Below are 25,525 nucleotides of genomic sequence, written 5' to 3'. Positions count from 1 at the left end.
CAATTTTTGCAGGCCCCGTTTCAACGGAGCAACGATGTAGCATGTGAGCGCATTTGCTCGAATAAATTCGGGCCTACATTTAACCATTCACTAGCCCCCAGTCCCCAGTCCCCAGTCCCCAGTCCCATGATTAGCCCTTCCCACTCCCCGCCCTTATCTGCATAATTTTCCTTTATTCAACACCACCGGACTACTCTCATGACCCCCGCCATTGTGTTTCTGGAAAAACAAAAGGCCGCCTTTACCCTGTACCAGTATGACTGCACGGCGCAGGATGACTTTGGCGCGCACGCCGCTGAACAGCTGGGGGTGCCGCTGGCGCGCGTGTTCAAAACCCTGCTGACGGAAGGGGAACAGGGTGCCGTGGTGGCGCTGGTGCCCTCGTCGGGCAAGGTGAATCTGAAGCGGCTGGCCAAGGCTGCCGGAGTGAAAAAGCTGGAGATGATGCCGCCGCCAAAGGCCGAACGGCTCACCGGCTTCAAGGTGGGCGGCATCAGTCCCTTTGCCCAAAAAAAGCGGCTGACTACCGTGATTGACGCCTCCGCCCGCGAGCATAACACTGTGCTGGTGTCCGGCGGTAAGCGGGGGCTGTCGGTGGGTATTTCCGCAGCAGAAATCGCACGTCTGCTTAACGCTATCTGCGCGCCAATCGCGGAATAGTCAGCCAATTATTCATTGTTTTTCTGCATGAGCTGCCGTTAAAATCGCCTGTCAATACAAATAATTCGCAACCTCATAAGGATAAACAGATGCACTTCCGCAAACTTGCCCTTGCTGCCGCCATTGGCGGCCTGCTGAGCGCCTGTGCCCAGACCAGCACACCCGCCGTTACCCAGGATCAGGTTGTAGAGCATTACGCTGATATCGCTCATGCCGTTTACAGCGACGCCTTAATCGCCGCGCAGGATCTGGACAAGGCCATTGCCGAGCTGCTGGCCAACCCCAGTGAACAAAGCCTGAATGCCGCCCGCACCGCCTGGCTGGCTGCCCGGGTACCCTATCAGCAGTCGGAAGTATTCCGCTTCGGCAACCCCATTGTGGACGACTGGGAAGGCCAGCTGAACGCCTGGCCGCTGGATGAAGGCCTGATCGACTATGTCGCCCCCGGCTATCAGCACGAGCTGGGCAACCCGGGTGCCACCGCCAACATTATTGCCAACCCCCAGCTGCAGGTAGGCAGCGAGCTGCTGGACGTATCCGAGATCACCCCCGAGCTGCTGGCCAGCCTGAATGAGCTGGCCGGCTCTGAAGCCAACATGGCCTCCGGCTATCATGCCATTGAATTTCTGCTGTGGGGTCAGGATCTGAACGGTACCAACGCCGGTGCCGGTGAACGCCCCTGGACCGACTATGCTCTGGGTGAAAACTGCACCCACGGCAACTGTGACCGCCGCCGCGACTACCTGCAGGCGGCAAGCACTCTGCTTATTCAGGATCTGCAATACATGGCCGGCCAGTGGCAGCCAGACCAGGATAACTACCGCGCCGAGCTGACCGCCCTGCCGGCGGGAGAAGGCCTGCGCCGCATGCTGTTTGGCATGGGCTCCCTGTCTTTGGGTGAGCTGGCCGGTGAACGCATGAAGGTGGCGCTGGTGGCCAACTCGGTGGAAGACGAGCACGACTGCTTCTCCGACAACACTCACCACTCTCACTACTACAACGAGAAAGGCATCAGCAATCTGATGTTCGGGGAATATCAGCGCATTGACGGCAGCACACTGCAGGGCCCGTCTCTGCTGCAGCTGGTGGCCCAGCAGGATGGCCAGGCCGCCACCCAAATCGGCGATCAGTTCCGCACCAGTGAGCAGGCGGTATATCAGCTGGTACAATCCGCCGAGGTGAACAAGGTGCACTTTGATCAGCTGATCGCCTCCGATAACCCGCAAGGCAACCAGCTGGTGGAAAACGCCATCAGCGCGCTGGTGGAGCAGACCCGCGCCATTGAACTGGCCGCCAACACCCTTGGCATCAGCAACCTGAACCCGGATACCGCCGATCACGAATTCTGAGTGCAGTAACAACAATAACAACAGGGCCGGCAATGCACGGCCCTTTTACTCTGGAGTCTTTATGCTATTTCGACTCACCGGTCTGCTGCTTGGCGCTGCCTTTGCCTTGAGCGCCCAGGCCAACCCCGCCAAACCCGGCGGCGACACCAGCACCACCAAAACCGGTGCCAACGCCTTTTCCATGCCAGCCTCCAACCTGAGCTTTGACAAGCGCCTCGACTTTTCCGTGGGCAACAGTTTCTTTCGCAACCCCTGGGTTGCCGCCCCGGCCACCACAGATGCCCGCGACGGCCTGGGCCCCTTGTTCAACACCAACGCCTGCCAGAGCTGCCACGTTAAAGACGGCCGCGGCCACCCGCCCGCCTTTGACGGTGACAATGCGGTCAGCATGCTGGTGCGGCTGTCCATTCCCGCCGATGAAAGCCAGCAGCACAGGGCCTATCTGCAAACCCTTGGTGTGGTGCCTCATCCGGTCTATGGCGGTCAGCTGCAGGACATGGCCATTCCCGGTGCCGTGCCCGAAGGCAAGGTAGCCATTCGCTACACACCCGAAACCGTGCGCTTTAACGATGGCAGCACCCTGGAGCTGCGCCGCCCGCACCTGACCATAGAAAAGCCGGGCTACGGCGCGCCCGGTAATGAGCTGCTCACCTCGGCCCGTATTGCGCCGCCCATGATTGGCCTGGGCCTGCTGGAAGCCATTCCCGAAGCCAGTCTGCTGGCGCGGGAAGATATTAACGATAAAAACAACGACGGCATTCGCGGCCGCACCAACAAAGTGTGGGACAATGCCGCAAATAAAACCGTGGCAGGCCGCTTTGGCTGGAAGGCCGGCCAGCCCAGCCTGCGCCAGCAAAATGCTCATGCCTTTGCCGGTGATATGGGACTGACTTCCCACCTGGTGCCGGTCGATGACTGCACCGCAGCGCAAAACTGCGGGCAATACCCCGACGGCGGCAAGCCCGAAGTCAGTGACGATATTCTCGACGCGGTCACCTTCTACAGCCAGCATCTGGCCGTGCCCGCCCGGCGCAACCTGGACGATCCGCAGGTGCAGGCCGGCGAGCGGCTGTTTCTGGCGCTGGGCTGTGCCGGCTGCCACACGCCGTCTTACACCACCGGTGAGCATGAAAGCCCGGCGCTGAGCGGCCAGACCATTTATCCCTACACGGATCTGCTGCTGCACGACATGGGGGAAGATCTGGCCGATAACCGCCCCGAGTTTGCCGCCAGTGGCCGGGAGTGGCGCACACCGCCGCTGTGGGGCCTTGGCTATGCCGATGAAGTGGCTGGTGAGCCCGCCCGCTATCTGCACGACGGCCGCGCCCGCACTCCGCTGGAAGCCGTGATCTGGCACGGCGGCGAGGCCGAGGCGGCCCGTAACCGGGTGCTGGCCGCCAGCGCCCAAGAACGTGAACAACTTATCGCCTTTCTGGAGTCATTATGATGCTGCGCCTGTTACCCCTTGCCGCCCTGAGCCTGCTGGCCGCCTGCCAGAGCCAGCCGCCGGCCAATCCGGCCCTGTCGCAACTCACCGGTACCCACCTTAAGCTGATGCGCCAGCAGGCCGACGAGCTGGCTTATGGCCTGACCCGGCTGCAGCAAAGCGGCCGGGATTACTGCGCCGGTGAACAGACGCTGAGTGCCGTACAGCAACAATGGCAACAGGCCTTTGCCGCCTGGACCGCCCATCAGGGCCAGAGCGGCGGTCCGCTGGATGCCGCCGGCCTGAGTTACGCCTTTCAGCTGTGGCCCGACAAAAAAGATACCACGGGCCGCCAGCTGGCCAGCCAGCTGAACCGGCCCGGCCAGCTCAAGGGGGCCAGCATTACTCTTGGGGCGGTGGAATACCTGCTCTATGAAGATCTGACTCAGGCACAGCGCTGCCGGCTGCTGCCCAGAGTGAACGACCAGCTGGTAGCAAACAGCGAACGGCTGCAGCTGGCCTGGAACAATCCGTCTCATTACCAGCAGCAACTGGAGCAGATGTCGGTTCAGGGCGGCGAAAAGGTGGTGCTGGTACAAATACTCGGCCAGCTCGCCCATCGTTTTGATCGCATCGAGAAAAAGCTGGATCTGCCTCTGAACACGGTTGAGCACCCCCGCCCGCTGTTTGCCGAAGCCTGGCGCAGCGAGCAGTCGCTGCACTTTATGCGCACCAGCCTGCAAAGCCTGCAGCGGGAATATCAGCAGGGCGGCATTCGCGCTTACCTTGAGCAAAGCCGGCAAACCGCGCTGATCGCCGAGCTGGACGATGCCTTTGCCGATACTCTGGCTCACCTGCCCGAAGGCGACAGCCTGGCCCACTGGCTGCAAGGTGATAACTACGCCGCCCTGCTGCGCTTTAAACTTTCCTTTGATCGCCTGGGCAGCAAGCTCAAACTGCGCCTGCCCGAGGCACTGGGGATCAGCCTTGGCTTTAATGCCACGGACGGTGACTGATGCAGCGCCGGCAATTTTTAAAGGGGCTGTCTGCCGCCGGCGTACTGTGCAGTCTGGGACTGGCGGGCTGTGCCCTGCCCGCTGGTCCGCGCCGCTATCTGGTGGGCGGCGGCCGCCGGGACGGCAACCGTTACGTGGTGCAGGCACTGAACCTGGATGGCAGCCTGCGCTATGAGCTGCCGCTGCCGGCCCGGGGCCATGGCATGGCGGCACATCCGTTTCTGCCGCTGGCGGTGTGCCATGCCCGCCGCCCCGGGGCTTACCTGGCGCTGTTTAACCATGAACAGGGCACACTGCTGCAGCTGCGCGATGCCGATCCCGAGCGCCACTATTACGGCCACGGCGTGTTCAGCGCTGACGGCGGGCTGCTGTACACCACCGAAGGGGTACGCAGCACCAGCGAGGGCATTATCGGTGTTTACAAGCTTGAGGAAGAACAGCTGACCAAGGTGGATGAGTTCTCGGGCTTTGGTCTGGGCCCTCATGAAATCTGTTTGTTGCCCGACGGCAACCTGGTGGTGGGCGTGGGCGGCGTGCACACTCAGGGCCGGGAACCATTAAACCTGGACACCATGCATCCCAGCCTGTGTTATCTGAAAGCTGCCAATGGCGATATTCTGGAGCAACGCAGTCTGGTGGATAAACACCTGTCCATTCGCCATCTGGCGGTCACTCACGACGGCGAAGTCTTTACCGGCCAGCAGTATCGCGGCAACCCCGACGATTATCCGCCGCTGATAGTGCGCCACCGCCGGGGCCAGGCACTGCAGCCGCTGGGTGGCGAGCCCCTGGACTGGGCCCGCTTCAATCATTACATCGCCAGCATTGCGGTGACCAATGACCATATTGCCGCCACCTCACCCCCGGGCAACTGCTATGGCCTGTGGCACAGACACAGCGGTGAGCTGATTCGCATTGCACCCCTGCCCGATGCTTCGGGTGCCTCGGCCAGTAACGGCGACATCTGGCTGGGCAGTGGCATGGGCGGCATCAGCCAACTCAATGCGCAGGGTGAAGAAACCCGCTTCTACTCACCCTGGCAATGGGACAACCACTGGTCGCTGATTGGCTAGCCGCGCAGGGAAATTTCTCCGCCCAGATAGCGTTTGATGTCACCGTTTTCCAGCTCCAGCAGCAGAGCGCCCTGTTCATCTATGCCCCGGGCGGTGCCGTGCACCTGCAGCTCGCCCATCAGCACCCGCACCGGCTTGCCGTTAAAATAATCCAGCCGGTTCCAGCGCTCGCGAAAGCCGGCAATGCCTTCCTGCTCAAAGTGCACCAGTGCCTGCTGCCAGGCCGTAGCCAGCGCAACCACCAGGCCGTTGCGATCGGTAATGTCACCCAGCTCCGCCAGCTCGGCCCAGGGCTGGGTAATTTTATCCTGCTCACTCTGGGGCAGCACCATATTCAGCCCCATGCCAATGACCAGATGACAGGGACCACCGGCGGTGCCGGACATTTCCACCAATATGCCCGCCAGCTTGCGGCCATTAAGATACAGATCGTTGGGCCACTTCAGTGCCACACCGCCAAAGCCGGCGCGTTCAAGCGCTTCCACCACCGCAATGCCCACCACCAGACTCAGACCCATGGCAGCCGCCATGCCCTGCTCCAGCCGCCAGTACATGCTCATGACCAGCTGACCACCAAAGGGCGAGATCCAGCTGCGGCCTCGGCGGCCACGGCCCGAGGTCTGACATTCTGCCAAACAGAGATCGCCCTTGTTAAGCTGCTCTGTCTGCTCCAGCCAATATTGGTTGGTGGAGCCGATGACCGGCACCACCTCTACCCGTGCCGGTGCCAGCTCCCGGCTGAGCCGGGCCGCGTCCAGCAGTTGCAGCGGCACTGCCAGCCGGTAGCCCTTGCCGCTCACGCTGTAAATATCCAGCCCCAGGCTTTTAAGTGCCTGCACATGCTTGCTGACCGCCGCCCGGCTGATGCTCAGAGCGTCGCCCAGCTGTTCGCCGGAATGAAACTGGCCATCAGCCAGGTGGCGCAGCAGACGTTCTCGCAGCGGCGTCAGTTCAGCCATGACAGCGCCTCGTCCAGATGGGTTTCACCATAAGGGCCAATCATGCGCACTTCAGGCTCCAGCTGCACACCAAACTGCTGAGCCACTCTGTCTCGCACCAAAGCGGCAAGCCGCAAAATATCCTCACTGCTGGCCCCGCCACGGTTCACCAGCACCAGCGCCTGCTGCTCATGCACGGCTGCGCCACCCACCGCAGTGCCCTTCAGCCCCGCCTTGTCGATAAGCCAGCCGGCAGCCAGCTTGACCAGCCCGTTTTCGGCCGGATACACCGGCAGCTCGGGCCAGGCCAGCTTCAGCGCCTCGGCCTGGGCCGGAATAACCTTGGGGTTTTTAAAAAAGCTGCCGGCATTGCCAAGCTCGGCGGGGTTGGGCAGCTTGGCCTGGCGGGTGGCACATACTTGCTCAAAAATTTGCTGTGCCGTGGCCTGCTCACCCAGCTGCGCCAACGGACCATAACCCAGCACCGGCTGCCAGACCTTGGGCAGCAACAGCGTGACCGAGACAATCAGCTGCCCTTTGGCAGCATGCTTGAACACGCTGTCGCGGTAGCCAAAAGCGCAGTCTTGTGCAGACCAGAGGTGCGTCTCGCCGCTGTGCCAGTGGTAACTTTCTACTTGCTCACAAAAGCGGGACAGCTCAACGCCATAGGCACCAATATTCTGAATGGGGGCCGCCCCCACAGTGCCGGGGATCAGCGCCAGGTTTTCCAGCCCGGGCATATGGTGCTCCAGGCAATAGCACACCAGCTGGTGCCAGTTTTCCCCGCCCTGCACCGTCAGCCGCCAGGCATCACCGGCATCGCTGACGTGAATGCCCTTGAGCCGGTTTACCACCACCTGCCCCTCAAAAGGCGCGGTAAACAGCAGGTTGGAGCCCTCGCCCACCATCAGCCGCGGACCGATATGCTCGGCCAGCTCCGCCAGCTGATCTCTGTGGTGCAGCGTCACTATGTTATTGGCGCTCTGAGCCAGGCCAAAGGTATTAAAGGGCAAAAGGGAATGGGCGTTGCTCGGCATGGTGTAAAATCCTGAAAAAATGCCGCTGCAGTGTACCCCAAGACGCCGCAAGGGTTAACCAAAGTGCAGCGCTGTGCGCCATCCGTGGTCGGCTTTACCTGGTTCTGGCTTTTTTGCGTGGCCGGAATTTGCGCGGGGCCTTGCCCAGCCCTTTCAATCCGTCAAACCGGATTTGCTCTACCTGATGGATCAGAGTGCCGAGACCTTCCAGCATGGGCTGCATAAACTGGCCATAGTTCATGCGCTTTTCAGAAATGGCTTCCAGCTGCGCTTCCCAGTGTGCTGTCATGTCGGGCAGCACCATGGCTTGCGGCAACGACTGAATAAGCCGGCGGCCTACGTCGGTGGCGCGGATCTCCTTGCCGTGTTTGGTGAGAAAGCCACGCTTGAACAGCAGCTCGATAATGCCGGCCCGGGTAGCTTCCGTGCCCAGGCCGTCTGTGTCTCTGAGCACTTTTTTAATCTCGGTATCGGTCACATATCTGGCAATGCCGGTCATGGCCGCGAGCAGGGTGGCATCGGTAAAGTGACGGGGTGGTGAGGTTTGTTTTTCATCCAGCCGGCCGTCCACACACAAAACCCCTTCTCCCCTGGCCACATCGGGCAGTTTTATCGCCGAAAATTCGTCATCATCGGTGCTGGATTTGCGCTCGGGTAACAGCGCTTTCCAGCCTTTATCCACCACTTCTTTTTGCCTGCTGATAAAGGTGCCGCCGCCAACTTCAGTATCAATCTGTTTTTCCTGATACTGAAAGTGCGGGTAAAACTGCATCAGATATTGCCGGGCCACCAGCTCATAAATTTTTTGTTCATCGGCCGACAGGCGGCTGCCGTCCAGGCGCCGGCTGGTGGGAATAATGGCATGGTGCGCGCCTACCTTGCTGTCGTTCCAGGCCTTTGACTTAACAGAAAGATCGGCATTCGTTACGGCAGTGCCCAGCGCGGCGCAGGTGCTAGCAATGGCCGCCGTTACTGTCTGTTTGTCGTGGTAGTGGCCCTGGGGCAGATAGCGGCAGTCGGAACGGGGGTAGGTAATGAGCTTGTGCCTTTCATACAGTTGCTGGCAGATATCCAGGGTTTTCTGTGCGTTCAGGTTAAACCGTCTGGAGGCGTCTATCTGCAGCGCAGACAGGTTATAAGGCAAAGGCGGTGCCTGTTTTTTGCGCTCTTCGGTCACGGCCATCACTGTGCCTGGCTGGCCCACCACTTTTGTCAGCACGGTTTCGGCCAGCTTTTTTAACAATACCCGGCCGTCTTCATCCATATAGGGCGCACAAGCCGGGCTGGGCTTCCACTTTGCGGTGTAAGTCTGATCCTTTGCTGTTTTGAGATCGATAAACACTTCATAGAAGGGCCTGGAAACAAAGTTTTCTATTTCCAGATCCCGGTTTACCACCAGCCCCAGCACCGGGGTTTGCACCCGCCCCACCGAGAGCACCCCCTGATAGCCCGATGCCTGCCCCTGCAGGGTGCACAGACGGGTCATGTTAATGCCATAAAGCCAGTCGGCCCGGGCTCTGGCCAGGGCCGAGGTGGCCAGAGGAATAAAGTCGGTATTTTGCCGCAGGTTATTCAGCGCGCGCTTAATGGCATCGGGGTTCATGTCGCTGATCAGGCAACGCTGAGCGGCTTCGCGCTTGGCTTTCGGAACTCCGCAGTAATTGATGATTTCATCAACCAGAATTTGCCCCACCCGGTCCGGATCGCCCATATTTACCAGCACATCCGCGTCTTTTATCAGCTTTTTTACCACAGTAAACTGCTTTTTGGTGGCGGGCTTTACCACATGCTTCCATTCAAGAGGCACAATGGGCAAATGCTCACGCCGCCATTTTTTAAACTCAGGATCGTATGCTTCCGGCTCGGCCTGCTCCAGCAGGTGGCCAATGCACCAGGTCACCACATCACCGTTGGCGGTTTTAATGTAACCGTCGCCTTTCTGGTGCGGCTTGGGCAGCACATCGGCCACGGCCCGGCCCACGCTTGGCTTTTCAGCAATATAAAGAATCACCCGCTTTCTCCCGGATCAGCACGCTGCCAGCAACTCAGTATTCCTCGTTCAGCAAAAAGTCGTCCATGGCTTCTACCAGATAGGGCCAGTCGGCCTCGGGCACCGGCGTTACCGGATCTTCGTCGTCTTCGCCATATTCGTCCCAGTAGTGGGCACGCAGGGCCAGGGCAAAGTCGGAATAGTCTTCGGCCAGCGCAGCGAGCGGCCCGAACCAGACAATACGGGTCAGATCTGTGGTGAGGTCATTGAGGTATTCGGTGAGAACCTGAGGATCAGGAAACTGCATCATCAGCAGTTCAAAGCGCTCACGGGCGGCAAGGTGCTGATCCGGGTCCAGCTCGCCCAGCTCGGCCACATGATGCAGGTAATCGGTAAGAATAAATTCTCTGGCCTGGTTCTCGCCGGCCAGCCACTGACAGCGGGTTTCTTTGCGGCTGATAACGGACAAGGCAATGCCTTCATCGAGGTAGCATACAGCCCACAGTTGATCGTCCATCGGTTACTCCATGGCGGCAAAATATAAATTGCCGCCAGTGTAACGGAAAAGCGCTTACGCAGCACAGGATCAGCGAAACAACCGGGTCAGCCGTTCCCGCCGCAGCGACAGCAACAAGAGCCCTACCAGCAAATAAATAAAGGGCTCTATCCAGCCGGATTTAACCGACCACCAGAAGTGGATGCACACCACTATTACTGCCGGATAAATCCAGTTGTGCAGAATTTGCCAGCGCTTGCCCAGCCGGCGCTGCCAGCCTTGAGTGGAGGTAATGGCCTGCAGCAGCAACACCAGCCAGGCGGCCATGCCCAGCGTAATAAAGCCGCGCTTGATAATTTCTTCTCCAATCAGGCCCCAGGCCAGCTGCAGGTCCAGCAGCATCCAGGCCAGCAGATGCAGGCTGGCATAGGCAAAGGCCCACAGCCCCACCGCCCGGCGCAGCCGCACCAGAGCCCCAAGGCGAAAACGCCTGGCCAGGGGCGCAATGCACAGGGTTAACAGCAGCAGGCGCAACGCCCAGATACCCAGATAATGCAGCAGCTCGGGCACCGGATCGGCACTGAAATAACCCGCGGAAAAGCCCCAGGGCAGCCACAGCAGCGGCAACACCGCCAGCCCATGCACCAGCACCCGCAACCAGCGCAGGCGAGTGGCATCCAGTCGCATCAGTAGAACTTCCTCAAATCCATGCCGGCATACAGTGAGGCCACTTCTTCTTCATAGCCGTTAAACATTAACGTGGGTTTGCGCTCGCTGCCAAACAGGCCGCCGGCACCAATGGCGCGCTCACTGGCCTGGCTCCAGCGCGGATGATCCACGTTGGGGTTTACGTTGGCATAAAAGCCATATTCGTAAGAAGCCAGCTTGTTCCAGGTGCTGGGTGGCTCGTGCTCGGTGAGGCTGATGCGCACAATTGACTTGATACCTTTAAAGCCATATTTCCAGGGTACTACCAGCCGCACCGGTGCACCGTTCTGGTTAGGCAGGGTTTTGCCATACATACCCACCACCAGCATGCTGAGCGGGTGAATGGCTTCATCCATGCGCAGCCCTTCTACATAGGGGTAATCAATGCCGCCGCCCACATAGCGGGAGGCCTGGCCGCGCATCTGCTCGGGGTCGTACAGGGTTTCAAAGGCCACGTATTTGGCTTTGGAAGTAGGGTTGGCCGCCTTGATAATGCTGGCCAGAGGCACCCCCAGCCAGGGAATGACCATGGACCAGGCTTCTACACAGCGGTGGCGGTAAATGCGCTCTTCCAGCTGTTGTTTTTCCATCCAGGCCCACACATCTATGGTCTGGGGCTTTTCTACTTCGCCGTCAATTTCAATGGTCCAGGGCTCGGTTTTGAGCCCTTGAGCGAACCGCACCGGATCCGATTTGTCGGTACCGAATTCAAAAAAATTGTTATAGCTGGTGGCCACCTGTTCGGCGGTGGGCGTCAGCGCCGGCTGGTAGGCATCAGGCTGGCTGAACACCAGTGGCTTGCGGCCAAAATCACTGACGGCGGCCGGCTCGTCTTTGCCCAGCAGGTTGCTGAGCACATTGGCACCGGCGGGCAGACTGAGCGCGGCTGCACCCAGCCCCAGCCCCTGTACAATGCGACGGCGCTGCTTATAGATGGCTTCCGGGGTAACCTGATGCTCTTTCAGCTCAGACTTTTTGCGAACCCTGATTAACATGAATACTCCTGCAGACGAAACTTGTATACAAAGAGCATGATACGCGGAAAAAACTTTCGTCAGCTGCTCTTGCGCTTAAAGGTACCGGCTTCTATGCCATGGCGGCTGAGCAGTTTGTAAAAATCGGTACGGTTGCGCCCGGCCAGCCCCGCCGCCTGGGTGACGTTGCCATCGGTCATGCGCAGTATCTTGTTAAGGTACATGCGCTCAAACTCGGCCCGGGCTTCATTAAAGGTAGGAAACTGCTCATCACTGGCAGACAGAATGCTTTCTACCAGCTGGGCACTGATCACCGGTGCCGACGCCATGGCCACCGCCTGCTCGACCAGATTGCGCAGCTCGCGCACATTGCCCGGCCAGTGGGCCGCCGCCAGTAACGACAGCGCCTCGGGGGCAAAGCCGGTCACCTGAGTGGTCTGGCGCTGGCGAATTTGCTCCAGAAAGTGCCGGGCCAGCAGCGGAATATCTTCCGGACGCTCTTTCAGCGCCGGCAGTGCCAGATTCACCACGTTCAGCCGATAGAACAGATCCTCCCGAAAGCGCTCCTGCTCCATGGCATCCACCATGTCACGACTGGTGGCCGAGAGCACCCGCACATCAGTGGTAATGCTGCGTTCACTGCCCCTGGGGCGCACTTCCTGCTGCTCCATGGCGCGCAGCAGCCGCGCCTGCAGCCGGACCGGCAGTTCATCCACTTCTTCCAGCAGCAAGGTGCCGCCATGAGCATTAATTAATGCCCCCGAGTAGTCGGCATCGGCTCCGTCAAAGGCACCGCGCACGTGGCCGAACAGCTCGGACTCCAGCAAAGGCTCGGTCAGGGAGCCACAGTTCAGCACCATAAAGGGGTGATCCCGCCGCGGGCTGGCCTTGTGCAGCGTGCGCGCCATCAGCTCCTTACCGGCCCCTGCCGGACCTGTGATCAGCACGCTGATATCCAGCGGAGCAATGCGCCGGGCCTGCTCCAGCACGCCGGTCATGGCCGGGCTGCGGGTCAGCATGTCGTGCTGCCAGTCGTTTTCAAAAGCCGGCAAAGACACCGCCAGCGCCTCGTTAATGGTCTGACGCAGGGCTTCTTTATCAATTGGCTTGGTGAGAAAGCCAAACACACCGGAACGAGTAGCCGACACGGCATCAGTAATGGAGCCATGGGCAGTCATAATCACCACCGGCAGCCCCACATGCTTGTGCTGAATGCGATCAAACAGTGCCAGGCCGTCCATGCCGTCCATACGCAAATCACTGAGCACCAGCTCGGGCCTGTGTTGCTCCAGCCATTCCAGCGCTTCGGCACCGGAAGTGGCCGTCGCAACCTCAAAGCCTTCACTGCGCAGCCTTAATCCCAGCAATTTCAGCAAGCTGGCATCATCATCCACCAGCAGAATGCGGGCCTTGCGGGTCATTGTTCACCTCCCTGATAACGCCGTTCACTGATTTGCTCATCAATGGTGGCCAGCTCATTCAGTTTTTGGGTGAGTACATTAATCTGCTGCTGGCGGTCGGTGATCACCCGGTTAAAGGTAATCATCTCTCGATTGTAGCTCTGATGAATGGCAAAAAACTGCTGCAGACGAGTGTTAACGCCGGGCAGCGCCCTGGCAAACAGCTGCTGCGCCTGCTGACGCTGAGCCAGGTTGGCCTTGGGGTGACTGAGCCAGAGTGCCAGCACCAGTTCATCCTGGGCGGGTGACTGCTGCAGCTGCTTGATTTCATTCAGACGCTCGGCTTCAGCACTCTGCACTATGGTATGCGACAACTCCAGCCAGTACATCAAATCATCATGGCTGCTGCCTTCCAGCATCTTGGGCATCTGTTCCTCTCCAAAGGAGAAAAGTCCGGTGCTGCTGCAGCCGGTAAGGAACAGTGCCAGCACGCCGGAGACCAGAAATTTAGTCATGGTTTGGTTCCTTGCTCTCATGTAAGGGCAGACCCAGTTCAAATCGAACCCACCCGGTTTTGGTAGAATCCAGTGTCAGCCGGCCACCCATACTGATGGCCGACTCACGGGCAATACTGAGCCCGATGCCAGAGCCCTTCAGCACGCCTTTGCGCTCCTGACTACCCTGCACAAAAGGCTCAAAAATACGCTCTCTGTCCGCCTCGGGAATGGACTGACCGGTGTTGGCCACACTGAGCACATACTCCTGCTCACAGGCTCGGGTATAAATGTGAATGCTGCCGTTTTTATCGCCGTAGTTAACCGCATTGGAAATCAGATTTTCCAGCACCAGCCGCAGCCGGTGATTATCGGCCAGAGGCTGCTCATCATCCAGCTCCAGCTGTACTGTCATGCCCTTGTTTTCGATGGCAAGGCGATGCGCATCCAGGCTTTCATTCAGCAGGGGCTTAAGATCTACCGGCTGATGATAGACCTGCACCTGCTGAATGCGGTTATAGTCCAGCAGCTGCTCAATCAGGCCCTGCAGCCGGTAGCTGTTATCTACCAGCAGCTCACAAATTTCCTCCTGCTCAGCGGTCAGCGGGCCGGTCACTTTTTCCGCCAGCAAGTCGGCCCCTTCCCTGAGACTGGCCAGGGGGGTTTTCAGCTCATGGGATAAATGCCGTAAAAACTGCAATTTCTGGGCTTCCAGCTCTCTCAGCCGGTAATGCAGCCAGCGCAGCCGCTCGCCCAGCTCCACCAGCTCGGCGGGGCCACTGATGGGACGCTCATCGGGTGCCATGCCGTCTCCCAGCCCCAGAATACGTTTTTCAAGCTGACGTACCGGGCGAATAATCAGATAGGTAAACAGCAGCGCCAGCACCAGACTGGCACCACCCAGACCACCGCTCAGCAGCCACATGCGCCGGCGCACTTCCGCCACCTGCTCGCGAATGCGGCTGATACGCACATCAATCTGCTCCCGGGCCAGCCGGTCCAGCTCTACATTGGCCTGACTGAACAGATCAAAAATGCCTACCCGTTCACGAATGTCGGCACCGCTGGCCTGAGCCAGGTCCACCAGCTCTATCAGCTGGTCCCGCAGTGACGCATCCAGCTCACCGGCATCCACCACCTTCAGCAGTGCTTCCATCTCAATACGATAACGCTCCAGCAGCCGCAGATAATGCAGCCGCAGATCCGGCACTTCCAGCACCGCATAGCGCCGAATGGCCCTTTCCATATCCAGCGCCAGATCATTCATGTCCGAGGCGCGGCGCGTGTCGATAACCGCACTCTGTATGCCCTCTTCCGCCAGCCGGTTAACCTGTTCCAGGGTGCGGCTGTTCTGAATGACCAGCAAAATAAGCGGCAGCAATACCAGGATAAAAGCGATAAGAACCAGGCGCAGTAATGAACGGGGTGCAAATCCCCTGGCCGCTTTTGACATTCGCTCCTTGCTCCTTAATGCTGGTGATAAGCAGGCCAGAATAACAAAATCAGCGCTAAAGGCTGAGCAGGTATTGTACTGGATGACGTATTTGCCCTCGGACTATGCTGATATCGGGCTTGCTGTATTAGCTATCAATAACAACGGGACCGCCGATTGGCTTAGCGGAGCAATGCCTGCCACAATCGGTATATCAGTTACTTAAGGGAGAATGACCATGGCAACAGTGGGTGAAATTATGCGGCACAGTGTGCCCATGCTGACCGCAGACATGTCGATGTCGGAAGCACTGGATCGCATGCTGGACTCGGGTCTGAGCGGGCTGCCGGTGGTCGACAACCAGCGACAGCTGATTGGTTTTCTGTCGGAGCAGGACTGCATTCCCAAACTGCTGGGTGCCAGCTATCACTGCGATAACCGGGTCGTGGTATCTGACCTGATGCGCCAGGATCCGCTCAGCGTCACCACAGATACCGATGTATTTGAACTGGCCCGCACCATGGGCGGGCCCAAACCCAAGCTGTATCCGGTAGTAGAAGGCAAAAAGGTGATTGGTATGGTCACCCGCCATCAGGTCATGAGCTTTTTAAACAATCAGCTGAAGACCTGTCTGGCAACCTGATCATTCTTGACCGGATACAATAAGGGGCACTGTATCAGTGCCCCCTTTTTGGTTGCTGTGCCCGGTTATGTTACAGCAGATCGTCTACGGTTGCGCTCAGCTCGGCCGGCCATACACCGCACTGTACCTGGCCGATATGGCTGAGTTGCAGCAGCAGCATGGCAAGACGGGACTGACCGATGCCACCACCTATGGTCTGGGGCAGGCCGCCGGCCAGCAGTGCCTGATGCCACTCCTGGCTGGCGCGGTCTTCGTTACCGGTCAGCGCCAGCTGACGACGCAGGGCTTCCTGATCCACTCGAATGCCCATGGAAGACAGCTCAAAAGCATCTTCCAGTACCGGGTTCCACACCAGAATGTCGCCGTTGAGGCCGGCCAGGCCGGTTTTGCTTTCAGTAGACCAGTCGTCATAGTCAGGGGCGCGCATATCGTGGCTGTCGCCATGGCTCAGCTTGCCACCGATACCCACCAGGAAGACGGCACCCATTTCCCTGGCAATGGCACGCTCACGGCCCTTGGCATCCAGCTCCGGATAACGGGCCAGCAGCTCTTCCGCATGCAATACATGAATTTTTTCAGGCAGAAAGGGGGTAATACCAAACTCGTCGGCAGCGGCCTGCTCGGTGCGTTTGATGGCACCATAAATGCGCTCAACGGTCTGTACCAGATAACCTTCATGGCGCTGTTCGGCGCTGATCACCTGCTCCCAGTCCCACTGATCCACATACACGGAGTGAATGGGGCTTAAGCGATCCTCATCAGGGCGCAGTGCCTTCATGTGCGTATAAATGCCCTCACCCGGCTCAAAGCCAAAACGTCCCAACGTATGACGCTTCCATTTGGCCAGGGAGTGCACCACTTCATAACGCTCGCCGGGAATGGCCTTTACTTTTACCTGTACGGCTTTTTCGGCACCGGACAAGTTGTCCTGCATGCCATCGCCCAGACGGCTGAGAATAGGAGCCTGAACTTCCAGCAAATTGAGCTGCTGCGCCAGCTGGCCGGAGAAATACTCTTTCACAAAACGGATTTGGCGTTGACGTTCAATATAAGCTTTTTTCATCTCATTCACCTGAGCTTGCTGATTGGTTTTGAAGAATAATCATGGAAACAAACATCAAATTCAACAACCACTGGCAAAAACTCCTTTATGATCTTAAATTCACTAATACAAAGCCATTTTTTTAAGGATCTGATAAATGCACATGGAAAAAGGCGACGCACATTATCGAATCGACAATCTGGACAAATCCATTCTGAGGGCACTGATGGACAATGCCCGCACGCCCTATGCGGAGCTGGCCAAGCGTTTTCAGGTGAGCCCGGGCACCATTCATGTGCGGGTAGAAAAAATGAAGCAGGCCGGCATTATTGAAGGCACCCGCGTACAGGTAAACGGCAAGAAGCTGGGTTACGATGTGTGCTGCTTTATTGGCATCATACTAAAAAGCGCCCGGGATTATCCGCGGGCGCTGGCGCAGCTGGAGGCGCTGGAAGAAGTGGTGGAAGCCTATTACACCACGGGCCATTACAATATTTTTATCAAGGTCATGACCCGCTCCATTGACGAGCTGCAGCAGGTACTGATCCACCGCCTGCAGCCGATTGAGGAGATTCAGTCTACCGAAACGCTGATCTCACTGCAGCAGCCCATCGACAGAGACGTCACCCCCTGATCAGTTTTCCAGCGTGTTCAGAGCATCGTGCATCAGTTTCAGCTTTTGCTGTTTCAGCGTACTGTCGGCAGCAATCTTTTCCAGCATGGCCGTTTTCAGCTCTTCATTGGTCTCATTGCCGGCCCGCTGTTCGGCCATCAGCCGGTGCAGCTGCTGCTTTTGCTCCATCATATTCAGACGGGCTTTCTGAGTATTGATGAACTGAGCCTTGAGCTCGGGCGTTTCCAGTTTTTCCATGCGGGCCTTGAGTCGCTGCTCAAAGCGGGCCGGGCTCATGGCCTTGCCGTCATGGTGGCGCTTGCCATGATAGCCATGGCCCTTGCCGTGGTGACCTTTCATCTGGCCATGGTGGCATTCTTCAGCCATGGGGCCTCTGCCTTCGCCTCCATGATGAGCAGCCACAGCCAAAGCGGGCAGGGTCAGTAAACTGGCGGCAAGTAACAAAGCAGTGTGACGAGTTTTCATAATAATGTTCTCCCGAACTGATGAATACGCTATTCAGTAAAGCAGGAGATTGTCAGCAAACTGTGTCGGACAGGCCGTTTTTTGCAACAAAGTGTCACAACGCCGCACACTGACACACTTTGACATTATTTCCGCCATGGCGGCACCTATACTGAGCCCGGTATGGCAGGAGAGCACAATGAACAAGAGTAAAGAGTTACTGGTGGTGGACGATCACGGAGAAATTCGCGATTTATTACGTCGCTTTCTGGAGCAGCATGGCTACCGGGTGCAGGCGGTGCCCGATGGCCATGCCATGCGCCAGCATCTGGCCCGCCACCAGCCCGATCTTATTATTCTTGATTTAATGCTGCCCGGCGACGACGGCCTGACACTGTGCCGGGAACTCAGAGGCCAGGGCAATCAGGTGCCCATTATAATGCTGACTGCCATGGGCGAAGACACGGATCGCATTATCGGCTTGGAAATGGGGGCCGACGATTACCTGCCCAAACCCTTTAATCCGCGCGAACTGCTGGCCCGCATCAAGGCGGTGCTGCGCCGCCAGCATGGTAACGAGCATCATCACACTGCCGATATGCCAAAAAAATTACGCTTTGGGCACTGGCTGCTGAACACAGCACGCCGGGAGCTGACCGGCCCCAATGGTATTACTATCAGCCTGAGTACCGCCGAGTTTGATCTGCTGCACGTCTTTACCCAGCACCCAAACAGAGTGCTGAGCCGGGATCAGCTGCTGGATCTGGCCCGGGGCCGGGAAGCCCAGGCCTTTGACCGGGCCATCGACACCCTGGTCAGCCGGCTTCGGCGCAAACTCGAAACCGACTCCAAAAATCCGGAGCTGATCAAAACCATCTGGGGCGGCGGCTATATGCTGGCAGCGGATGTGCACCATGAAGATTAAGCAGCGGCTGCGCTTCTGGTTGGGCAGCCTCACCGGCCAGATTATTCTGGTGGCCTTGTGCGCCCTGGCGCTGGTGCAGCTGGTAAGCCTGCAAATTTACCGGCTGGAACGGGAAGAAGCACTGGGGCTGGTAAACAGCCGCTTTACTCTGCAGCGGCTGATGGCGGTCACCCGCTTATTACATCAGTCGCCTCCCGAGCTGCAGCAGGAAGTACTGCGCGCCAGCCGCAGTGAAACCCTGTTGCTGAGCCTGAGCCGGCAGCCGCCCGAAGACGGTGAGCGCAACCCGGTGTTTGAGCGCATCGTGCGCAACCGGCTGGGCTATCCGGCCCCCCTTGCCATTCATATTAATGCCGAAACCGGACGCGGCCATGCTCTGCCTCCTCTGTCAGAATCACGCCAGCGCCGCCCTCATCACCAGCATGGTACCGATATTCGTCTTTATGGTGGTATTGAGCTGGATAAAGGCGTCTGGCTGCATTTCACCTCTTTGGTTGACGCAGAGAATACCGGCTGGTCGCTCAGGGCTATCTTGTCCCTGGGGCTGTTGGCCGCCCTGCTCACCGGTCTGATGATCTGGCTGCTGCAACGCATTACGCGGCCGCTTAAACAGCTGGCACGCCGGGCCGAACAACTGGGCCGGGGCGACAAGGCCGAGCCGCTGCCGGAAACCGGTCCCAGCGAAATTCGCGATACCCTTTCTGCCTTTAACCGCATGCAGGAGCGGCTGGATCGCTTTGTCACCGACCGCACCCGCATGCTGGCCGCCATTTCTCACGATTTGCGCACACCACTGACCAGCCTGCAGCTGCGCTGCGAGTTTTTGCCCGAAGGGGAAGACAAACACAAGCTGCAACAGGGGCTGAAACGGATGGAGCAAATGCTCAATGCCACCCTGCGCTTTGCCCGGGACGACGGCCAGGACGAGCCCATGCGGGACCTGGATCTGTCCAGCCTGGTGCAGAGCCTGTGTGATGATCTGCAGGACGCCGGCAACAAGGTGATATTGGAAGAACGCGAGCCCATTTTATTTCATGGCCGCAGCCAGGCACTGCGCCGGGCTCTGCAGAACTTGCTGGAGAACGGCATTAAATACGGCAACAGAGTGGAAGTGCGGCTGCTGGACGAGCCCGGTCATATTCGCATTCTTATTCGTGACTTTGGCCCCGGCATTGCCGAGGATCAGCTGGAGGAAGTGTTCAAACCCTTTACCCGGCTGGACAGCGCCCGCAATCTGGAAGACGGCAGCATCGGACTGGGGCTGGCCATTGCCCGCACCTTAATACACCAGCACGGCGGCGAACTGCACCTGAGCAATCACTCCCGGGGTGGCCTGCTGGCCACGGTATTACTGCCGCATTAGCTCCGGCCTTTACTCCCTTCGGCAAACTGCCTACATTGGAAAACCCGACCAAAGCACAAGGACGAATTTTTTGATGAAAGACGAAACTCTGGCCATTCACCATGGCTACACCACGGATCCCACCACCAAGGCCGTGGCTACGCCCATTTATCAGACCGTAGCCTATGAATTCGACAGCGCCCAGCACGGTGCCGATCTGTTCAACCTGGAAGTGCCGGGCAATATCTATACCCGCATCATGAACCCCACCAACGACGTGCTGGAGCAGCGGGTGGCCGCCATGGAAGGCGGCATTGCCGGCCTGGTGGTGTCTGCCGGCAGCGCCGCCATTCACTATGCCCTGATCACCCTGGCCAAAAACGGCGACAACATAGTCACCACGCCCCAGCTCTATGGCGGAACCTACACCCTGCTGGCTCACATGCTGCCGGATATGGGGATTGAAGTGCGCTTTGCCGACAACGCCAGCCCCGAAGCCATTGCCAAACTGATCGACGCCAACACCAAGGCGGTATATTGCGAGAGCATCGGCAACCCGGCAGGCAACGTGGTTGATATTAAAGGCCTGGCCGATGTGGCCCACGCACAAGGCGTGCCGCTGGTGGTGGACAACACGGTGGCCACGCCGGTGCTGTGCAAGCCCATCGAGTTTGGTGCCGACATAGTGGTGCACTCGCTTACCAAATACATTGGCGGCCACGGCAACTCCCTGGGCGGCATTATTGTGGACAGCGGCAAGTTCCCCTGGGCCGAACACAAGGAGCGTTTCCCTCAGTTCAGCAACCCAGAGGCCGCTTACCACGGTGTGGTGTATACCGAGGCCTTTGGCCCCGCCGCCTTTATTGCCCGCGCCCGCACAGTGCCTCTGCGCAACACCGGCAGTGCCCTGGCCCCGCTCAACGCCTTTTTGCTGCTGCAGGGGCTGGAAACCCTGTCGTTGCGCATGGAGCGCCATGTAGAAAACACCTTTAAGGTGGCTGAGTATCTGCAGCAGCACGACGCGGTAGGCTGGGTGAACTACGCCGGTCTGAAAGGTCATCCCGATTATGAGCGCGCGCAGCAGTTTATGCAGGGCAAGCCCTCGGCCATTCTGTCGTTTGGCCTCAAGGGTGGTTATGAAGCCGGTGTGCGTTTTTATGATGCGCTCAAGCTTATAAAGCGACTGGTGAATATTGGCGATACCAAATCACTGGCCTGCCACCCCGCCTCTACCACTCACCGCCAGATGAGCGACGCCGAGCAGGCCCAGGCCGGCGTTAAGCCCGAAATGATCCGTCTGTCCATCGGCATTGAGCATGCCGACGACATTATTGCCGACCTGGAACAGGCGCTGAAGGCGTAAGCATTGCCCGGTTGACTCTTGACCTGACTCCAGGGTTTACACTGACAACAGTGTGTTATCAGGAGAGTCAGTCATGCGTCACTGCTGTGATCAAAACAGCTGTCATCAATCCACCGCCGTCGGCCATGACGGCGGTGCTGCCGCCCCCATCGCCGATACCACCGAGCATCGCTGGCGCATTCACGGCATGGACTGCCCCAGTTGTGCCGGCAAAATAGAAACCGCCGTTAAGCGCCTGCCCGGTGTGCACAGCGCCGAGGTCGCCTTTGCCACCGAGCGGCTGCGGGTGCGACTGACTGCTGAAGGCAGCCGGGAACAGGTAATCAGAGCCATTCACGCCGCCGGTTTTACTCCCTTTAATGATCAGGCTCCCTCGGCCCCAGACGTGCCTTTCTGGCGGCGTTATTTCTTCCTGTTAACCCTGCTGCTGCTGATGCTGCTGGCCGGTGTGGCCCGGCTGCTGTGGCCGGCGGCCACGCCCTGGCTGTTTACCCTGGCCACACTCTGGGGGCTGGTGCCCATAGTGCGTCAGGCCTGGCGGCTGGCCCGCAGCGGATCGCCGTTTTCCATTGAAATGCTGATGGCGGTGGCCGCCAGCGGGGCCCTGTTTCTGGGAGAAACCGCCGAAGCGGCCATGGTGCTGCTGTTGTTCGGCATTGGCGAGCAGCTGGAAAACCTGGCCGCCGGCAAGGCCCGCCAGGGCGTAAAAACCCTGATGGCACTGGTGCCGGAGCAAGCCCGGCTGATCACTCCCGAGGGCATCAGGGAAGTGGCTGTCAGCGAGCTTAAACCCGGCCATGAAATAGAAGTGCACCCCGGCGGTCGCCTGCCCGCCGATGGCATATTGCTGAATGCGCAGGCTGCCTTTGATGAAAGCGCCATTACCGGCGAGTCTGTGCCGGTGGAGCATGAGCGCGGCGCTCAGCTGGCCGCCGGCAGCCTGGTGGTGGATAAGTCGGTGCGCTTAACGGTAACCTCACAACCCGGCCACAGCACCCTGGACCGCATTCTGCATCTGATGGAGCACGCCGACGCCAACCGTGCACCCATCGCCCGCTTTATTGACCGTTTCAGCCGCTGGTACACCCCCGCCATGATCGCCACCGCCGCTCTGGTGGCGGTGCTGCCGCCTTTGCTGTTTGCCGGTAACTGGGAAACCTGGATTTATCGCGGTCTGGTGCTGCTGCTGATTGGTTGTCCCTGCGCCCTGGTAATTTCCACCCCGGCGGCAGTTACCTCGGCACTGGCAGCGGCCAGCCGCATGGGTGTGTTAATCAAGGGCGGTGCCGCGCTGGAACAACTGGGCAAGGTGAATATGCTGGCCTTTGATAAAACCGGCACGCTGACGCAGGGGCAGCCGGTGCTGCGGGAGCTGTGCCTGTATGCCGGTTTTGGGCGGGAGCAGGTGCTGGCGCTGGCCGCCGGGCTGGAAAGCGGCTCTCACCACCCTCTTGCCAGAGCCCTGGTCAATGCTGCCGCTCAGGAGCAGATTGCAGCACTGGAAACCGGTGAAAAACACACTCTGCCCGGGGCCGGCATTCAAAGCCGCTGGCAAGACCAGCCGGTGCTGCTCTGTGCGCCGTCTTATTTACCCGAAGCCGACTTCAGCCCTCAGCAAATCGCCGATATGGAGCGATTGCGGGCCGCCGCCTGCACCCTGGTGGTGCTGGTGGTTAATCAGCAGATTGCCGCCCTGCTTGCGCTGCAAGACACCCTGCGCCAGGATGCCAAAGCCGCCATGACCGCCCTGCACAAGCTGAAAGTAAAAAGTCTGATGCTGACCGGTGATCATGAGCAAACCGCACGGCACATTGCCGCTGAGCTTGGCATGGACTACCGTGCCGGCCTTAAACCCGAGCACAAGCTGGAGCAGGTGGCCCGGCTCAGTGAGCAGCATTGCCTCGGCATGGTGGGCGACGGCATTAACGATGCCCCGGCCCTGAAGCAGGCCAGCATCGGCATTGCCATGGGTCAGGGCACGGATGTCGCGCTGGACAGCGCCGATGCTGCCCTCACCCACAACCGGCTCACGGCGCTGCCCGACGCGGTGCGGCTGTCCCGGGCCGCCAGTGCCAATATTCGCCAGAACATCACCCTGGCGCTGGGGCTCAAGGCGGTGTTTCTGATCACCAGCATTACCGGCGTCACCGGCCTCTGGCTGGCGGTGCTGGCCGACACGGGTGCCACTGCGTTAGTCACCCTCAACGCCCTGCGGCTGCTGCGCTTTCGGCCATAAAAAAGCCCCCGGCAACCGCGTTGCCGGGGGCTTTTACTGACAAGGCGCTTACTCGGCAGCGGTGGCCACCGGCGGCCGCACACCCAGGCTGTGACAGATGGCATAGGTCAGTTCGGAGCGGTTAAGCGTATAGAAATGGAAGTCTTTCACCCCTTCCCGGCTCAGCACACGGACCTGATCCATGGCGATGCTGGCACCCACCAGATTACGGGTATTCTGATCATCATCCAGGCCTTCAAAGCGCTGGTGCATCCAGCGCGGAATACGCACATTGGAGAAACCGGCAAACTTGAGCAGGGTTTTGTAGTTGGATACCGGCAGAATGCCCGGCACAATTTCTGCGTCTATGCCAACGGTGGCACAGCGATCCCGAAACCGCAGATAAGACTCCACGTCAAAAAAGAACTGGGTAATGGCCCGGTTGGCCCCGGCATCAATTTTCTGCTTCAGGCTGAGCAGATCGGCCTGGGCACTTTTGGCTTCCGGATGCACTTCCGGATAGGCGGCTACCGAAATATCAAAGTCGGCTTCTTCCTTTAGCAGGCTGACCAGATCGGCGGCATACATATCGGGTTTTTCCATGCCTTCGGGCAGATCACCGCGCAGGGCTACTATCTGGCGAATGCCGCTGTTCCAGTAGTCCCGGGCAATGCCCCGCAGCTCGTCGCGGCTGGCATCAATACAGGTGAGGTGCGGAGCGGCAATCAGGCCGGTTTTTTCCTGAATGTCTTTAATGACCTTGTGGGTACGGTCCCGGGTGCCGGAGTTGGCACCGTAAGTCACGGATACAAACTTGGGTTCCAGCGTTTTCAGTCGCTCAATGGAGTTCCACAGGGTCTGTTCCATCTGTTCGCTGTTGGGCGGAAAGAACTCAAATGACACATTAATATCGCCATTCAGCTCGGACAGCGACTGATTCAGCGCTTCAACATGACGCGCACTGTGAAAACCCATGATTTGCTCCTGATTACTTACTGCTTACTTCAAGTGAGTCCATTATGCCTTGATATCACCGCACCTGCTGTAAACCAGCGGCTGACTTATGAGCCGTAGTGGCACATTAAGACGTTTAGACATCTGAATGTCTGAATATTTACACGTCTTGACTTGAGTTAGCAAGATCTTCTTGTAAAAAACCAGTAAATACACGCAAACACAGCCGGGCTGATTCAGCTGATACCCTGCTCAGCCAGCACTTGTGTAATGATGGGCACCGGACTTTGCAGATGCTCCCGCATCATGGCCGCCGCTTTTGGCTGGCGCGCCAATATGGCCTGCAGCAACGCCTGATGCTCTTGCTGCTTATCGGCCAGTGCCTGTTCACTGAACACGGTGCGTTTCAGCCATAAATACCGGTAGCGGGCAGCCTGATCCATCAGGGTGCGGCGTACCACCAGCAGCTGGGGCGAATTGCAGCCGGCAGCCACCGCCTCATGAAAAGCCTGATGCCGGCCATCCCACTGATCGAGCTGATCTTCCACCGAATTAAGCTGAGTCACCTTGGCCAGGGCATGATGTGCCGCCACCACCCCAGCTTCCCAAAGATCGTCGCCCCGGGTCATGGCCAGCTCCACGATCAGGCCTTCCAGCTGAGCGCGGGCGTCATAAATATCCTGCAGCTCGGCCACCGACATGGAGCTGACACGAAAACCACGCTGGCTCTCTGCCGTGACCAGCCGCTCCGATACCAGCTGCGACAGTGCCTCCCTGAGCGGGCTCACTCCCAGGCCATAACGGGTTTTAAGGCCGCTCATCAGCAGCTTTTCGCCGGGGCCGAAGTGGCTCTCAATAATGTCCTGTTTCAGTTGCTGGTAGGCGGTGCGGGCCAGGTTCTCCCGCGGAGCCTCGGGGTTGCTCATGATGATGTCTCACTGTGAATGAATGGTGCGCATTATAACGAAAT

Annotated in this window: 24 protein-coding genes; 11 read left to right on the top strand and 13 right to left on the bottom strand. The window is 58.8% G+C overall.

The genetic code is table 11. The features are described from left to right. The first annotated feature begins 198 nt into the window (after positions 1 to 198). From ybaK to G364_RS0114345, 5 genes are all read left to right on the top strand, one after another. Entirely contained in the window at positions 199 to 660 is a 462-nt protein-coding gene (gene ybaK / locus G364_RS0114365; RefSeq protein WP_019935845.1) for a Cys-tRNA(Pro) deacylase, read from the top strand. Between the two features lie 89 nt (positions 661 to 749). Beyond that, complete coding sequence (locus G364_RS0114360) at positions 750 to 2,009, top strand: imelysin family protein (protein WP_019935844.1); 1,260 nt, start codon at positions 750 to 752, stop codon at positions 2,007 to 2,009. Between the two features lie 61 nt (positions 2,010 to 2,070). Next, the gene (locus G364_RS0114355; protein WP_019935843.1) at positions 2,071 to 3,456 is read left to right on the top strand and encodes a di-heme oxidoreductase family protein; all 1,386 of its coding nucleotides are present in this window, start codon (positions 2,071 to 2,073) and stop codon (positions 3,454 to 3,456) included. Further along, the gene (locus G364_RS0114350) at positions 3,453 to 4,451 is read left to right on the top strand and encodes an imelysin family protein (protein WP_019935842.1); all 999 of its coding nucleotides are present in this window, start codon (positions 3,453 to 3,455) and stop codon (positions 4,449 to 4,451) included. Before G364_RS0114355 ends, G364_RS0114350 begins: the two co-directional genes overlap by 4 nt. After that, positions 4,451 to 5,524 (top strand): DUF1513 domain-containing protein, encoded by a 1,074-nt coding sequence (locus G364_RS0114345; protein ID WP_019935841.1) that lies wholly within the window; start codon positions 4,451 to 4,453, stop codon positions 5,522 to 5,524. Before G364_RS0114350 ends, G364_RS0114345 begins: the two co-directional genes overlap by 1 nt. Here G364_RS0114345 and birA read toward each other — a convergent pair. The 9 genes from birA to G364_RS16640 form a co-directional block, all read right to left on the bottom strand. Next, positions 5,521 to 6,483 carry a bifunctional biotin--[acetyl-CoA-carboxylase] ligase/biotin operon repressor BirA gene (birA, locus tag G364_RS0114340; protein WP_019935840.1) on the bottom strand — a complete coding sequence of 321 codons (963 nt, stop codon included), beginning with the start codon at positions 6,481 to 6,483 and terminating at the stop codon, positions 5,521 to 5,523. The genes G364_RS0114345 and birA overlap by 4 nt on opposite strands. Further along, positions 6,471 to 7,499, bottom strand: a complete 1,029-nt coding sequence (gene murB, locus G364_RS0114335) for a UDP-N-acetylmuramate dehydrogenase (RefSeq protein ID WP_019935839.1) — start codon at positions 7,497 to 7,499, stop codon at positions 6,471 to 6,473. Before murB ends, birA begins: the two co-directional genes overlap by 13 nt. Before the next feature lie 94 nt (positions 7,500 to 7,593). Further along, entirely contained in the window at positions 7,594 to 9,510 is a 1,917-nt protein-coding gene (locus G364_RS0114330) for a DNA topoisomerase III (protein ID WP_019935838.1), read from the bottom strand. A 34-nt stretch (positions 9,511 to 9,544) separates the two neighbouring features. Further along, positions 9,545 to 10,006, bottom strand: coding sequence for a hypothetical protein (locus tag G364_RS0114325; protein ID WP_019935837.1), 462 nt, complete (start codon positions 10,004 to 10,006; stop codon positions 9,545 to 9,547). Positions 10,007 to 10,075: 69 nt separating this feature from the next. Continuing rightward, positions 10,076 to 10,672: a protein-methionine-sulfoxide reductase heme-binding subunit MsrQ gene (locus tag G364_RS0114320; RefSeq protein WP_019935836.1), complete on the bottom strand. Its 597-nt coding sequence runs from the start codon at positions 10,670 to 10,672 to the stop codon at positions 10,076 to 10,078. Then, positions 10,672 to 11,688 carry a protein-methionine-sulfoxide reductase catalytic subunit MsrP gene (gene msrP, locus G364_RS0114315; RefSeq protein ID WP_019935835.1) on the bottom strand — a complete coding sequence of 339 codons (1,017 nt, stop codon included), beginning with the start codon at positions 11,686 to 11,688 and terminating at the stop codon, positions 10,672 to 10,674. Before msrP ends, G364_RS0114320 begins: the two co-directional genes overlap by 1 nt. A gap of 59 nt (positions 11,689 to 11,747) precedes the next feature. Next, positions 11,748 to 13,088: a sigma 54-interacting transcriptional regulator gene (locus G364_RS0114310; protein ID WP_019935834.1), complete on the bottom strand. Its 1,341-nt coding sequence runs from the start codon at positions 13,086 to 13,088 to the stop codon at positions 11,748 to 11,750. Then, positions 13,085 to 13,582, bottom strand: coding sequence for a hypothetical protein (locus G364_RS0114305; RefSeq protein ID WP_019935833.1), 498 nt, complete (start codon positions 13,580 to 13,582; stop codon positions 13,085 to 13,087). Before G364_RS0114305 ends, G364_RS0114310 begins: the two co-directional genes overlap by 4 nt. Next, positions 13,575 to 15,014, bottom strand: a complete 1,440-nt coding sequence (locus G364_RS16640) for a sensor histidine kinase (protein ID WP_019935832.1) — start codon at positions 15,012 to 15,014, stop codon at positions 13,575 to 13,577. The genes G364_RS0114305 and G364_RS16640 overlap by 8 nt, the downstream gene beginning before the upstream one ends. A gap of 238 nt (positions 15,015 to 15,252) precedes the next feature. Here G364_RS16640 and G364_RS0114295 point away from each other — a divergent pair, with 238 nt between their 5' ends. Further along, on the top strand, positions 15,253 to 15,636 hold the full coding sequence (locus tag G364_RS0114295) for a CBS domain-containing protein (protein ID WP_395536458.1): 384 nt from the start codon (positions 15,253 to 15,255) through the stop codon (positions 15,634 to 15,636). Positions 15,637 to 15,706: 70 nt separating this feature from the next. Here G364_RS0114295 and asnA read toward each other — a convergent pair whose 3' ends face one another. After that, positions 15,707 to 16,699: an aspartate--ammonia ligase gene (gene asnA / locus G364_RS0114290; protein WP_019935830.1), complete on the bottom strand. Its 993-nt coding sequence runs from the start codon at positions 16,697 to 16,699 to the stop codon at positions 15,707 to 15,709. A 136-nt stretch (positions 16,700 to 16,835) separates the two neighbouring features. Here asnA and asnC point away from each other — a divergent pair, with 136 nt between their 5' ends. Continuing rightward, on the top strand, positions 16,836 to 17,312 hold the full coding sequence (gene asnC, locus G364_RS0114285) for a transcriptional regulator AsnC (RefSeq protein ID WP_019935829.1): 477 nt from the start codon (positions 16,836 to 16,838) through the stop codon (positions 17,310 to 17,312). Here the strand turns inward: asnC and G364_RS0114280 are convergent, their stop codons facing one another. Beyond that, the gene (locus tag G364_RS0114280; RefSeq protein ID WP_019935828.1) at positions 17,313 to 17,777 is read right to left on the bottom strand and encodes a hypothetical protein; all 465 of its coding nucleotides are present in this window, start codon (positions 17,775 to 17,777) and stop codon (positions 17,313 to 17,315) included. Positions 17,778 to 17,955: 178 nt separating this feature from the next. On the opposite strand from G364_RS0114280, the gene G364_RS0114275 reads away from it, so the two are divergent. The 4 genes from G364_RS0114275 (at position 17,956) to G364_RS0114260 (ending at position 23,622) form a co-directional block, all read left to right on the top strand. Further along, positions 17,956 to 18,681, top strand: a complete 726-nt coding sequence (locus G364_RS0114275; protein WP_019935827.1) for a response regulator — start codon at positions 17,956 to 17,958, stop codon at positions 18,679 to 18,681. Further along, positions 18,671 to 20,044 (top strand): ATP-binding protein, encoded by a 1,374-nt coding sequence (locus tag G364_RS0114270; protein WP_019935826.1) that lies wholly within the window; start codon positions 18,671 to 18,673, stop codon positions 20,042 to 20,044. The genes G364_RS0114275 and G364_RS0114270 overlap by 11 nt, the downstream gene beginning before the upstream one ends. Before the next feature lie 73 nt (positions 20,045 to 20,117). Next, on the top strand, positions 20,118 to 21,386 hold the full coding sequence (locus tag G364_RS0114265) for an O-acetylhomoserine aminocarboxypropyltransferase/cysteine synthase family protein (protein ID WP_019935825.1): 1,269 nt from the start codon (positions 20,118 to 20,120) through the stop codon (positions 21,384 to 21,386). 73 nt (positions 21,387 to 21,459) lie between these two features. Next, the gene (locus G364_RS0114260) at positions 21,460 to 23,622 is read left to right on the top strand and encodes a heavy metal translocating P-type ATPase (protein ID WP_019935824.1); all 2,163 of its coding nucleotides are present in this window, start codon (positions 21,460 to 21,462) and stop codon (positions 23,620 to 23,622) included. Positions 23,623 to 23,670: 48 nt separating this feature from the next. Here G364_RS0114260 and metF read toward each other — a convergent pair whose 3' ends face one another. After that, entirely contained in the window at positions 23,671 to 24,576 is a 906-nt protein-coding gene (gene metF, locus G364_RS0114255; protein WP_019935823.1) for a methylenetetrahydrofolate reductase, read from the bottom strand. A 215-nt stretch (positions 24,577 to 24,791) separates the two neighbouring features. Next, positions 24,792 to 25,481: a DNA-binding transcriptional regulator CsiR gene (csiR, locus tag G364_RS0114250; RefSeq protein ID WP_019935822.1), complete on the bottom strand. Its 690-nt coding sequence runs from the start codon at positions 25,479 to 25,481 to the stop codon at positions 24,792 to 24,794. Positions 25,482 to 25,525: the final 44 nt, after the last annotated feature.

Origin of the sequence: Oceanimonas smirnovii ATCC BAA-899 (genome assembly GCF_000381965.1) — a bacterium.
In the GTDB taxonomy this organism is placed as follows: domain Bacteria; phylum Pseudomonadota; class Gammaproteobacteria; order Enterobacterales; family Aeromonadaceae; genus Oceanimonas; species Oceanimonas smirnovii.
Note: the sequence above shows the minus strand (reverse complement) of the source record. Positions and strands in the feature narration are given on the sequence as shown.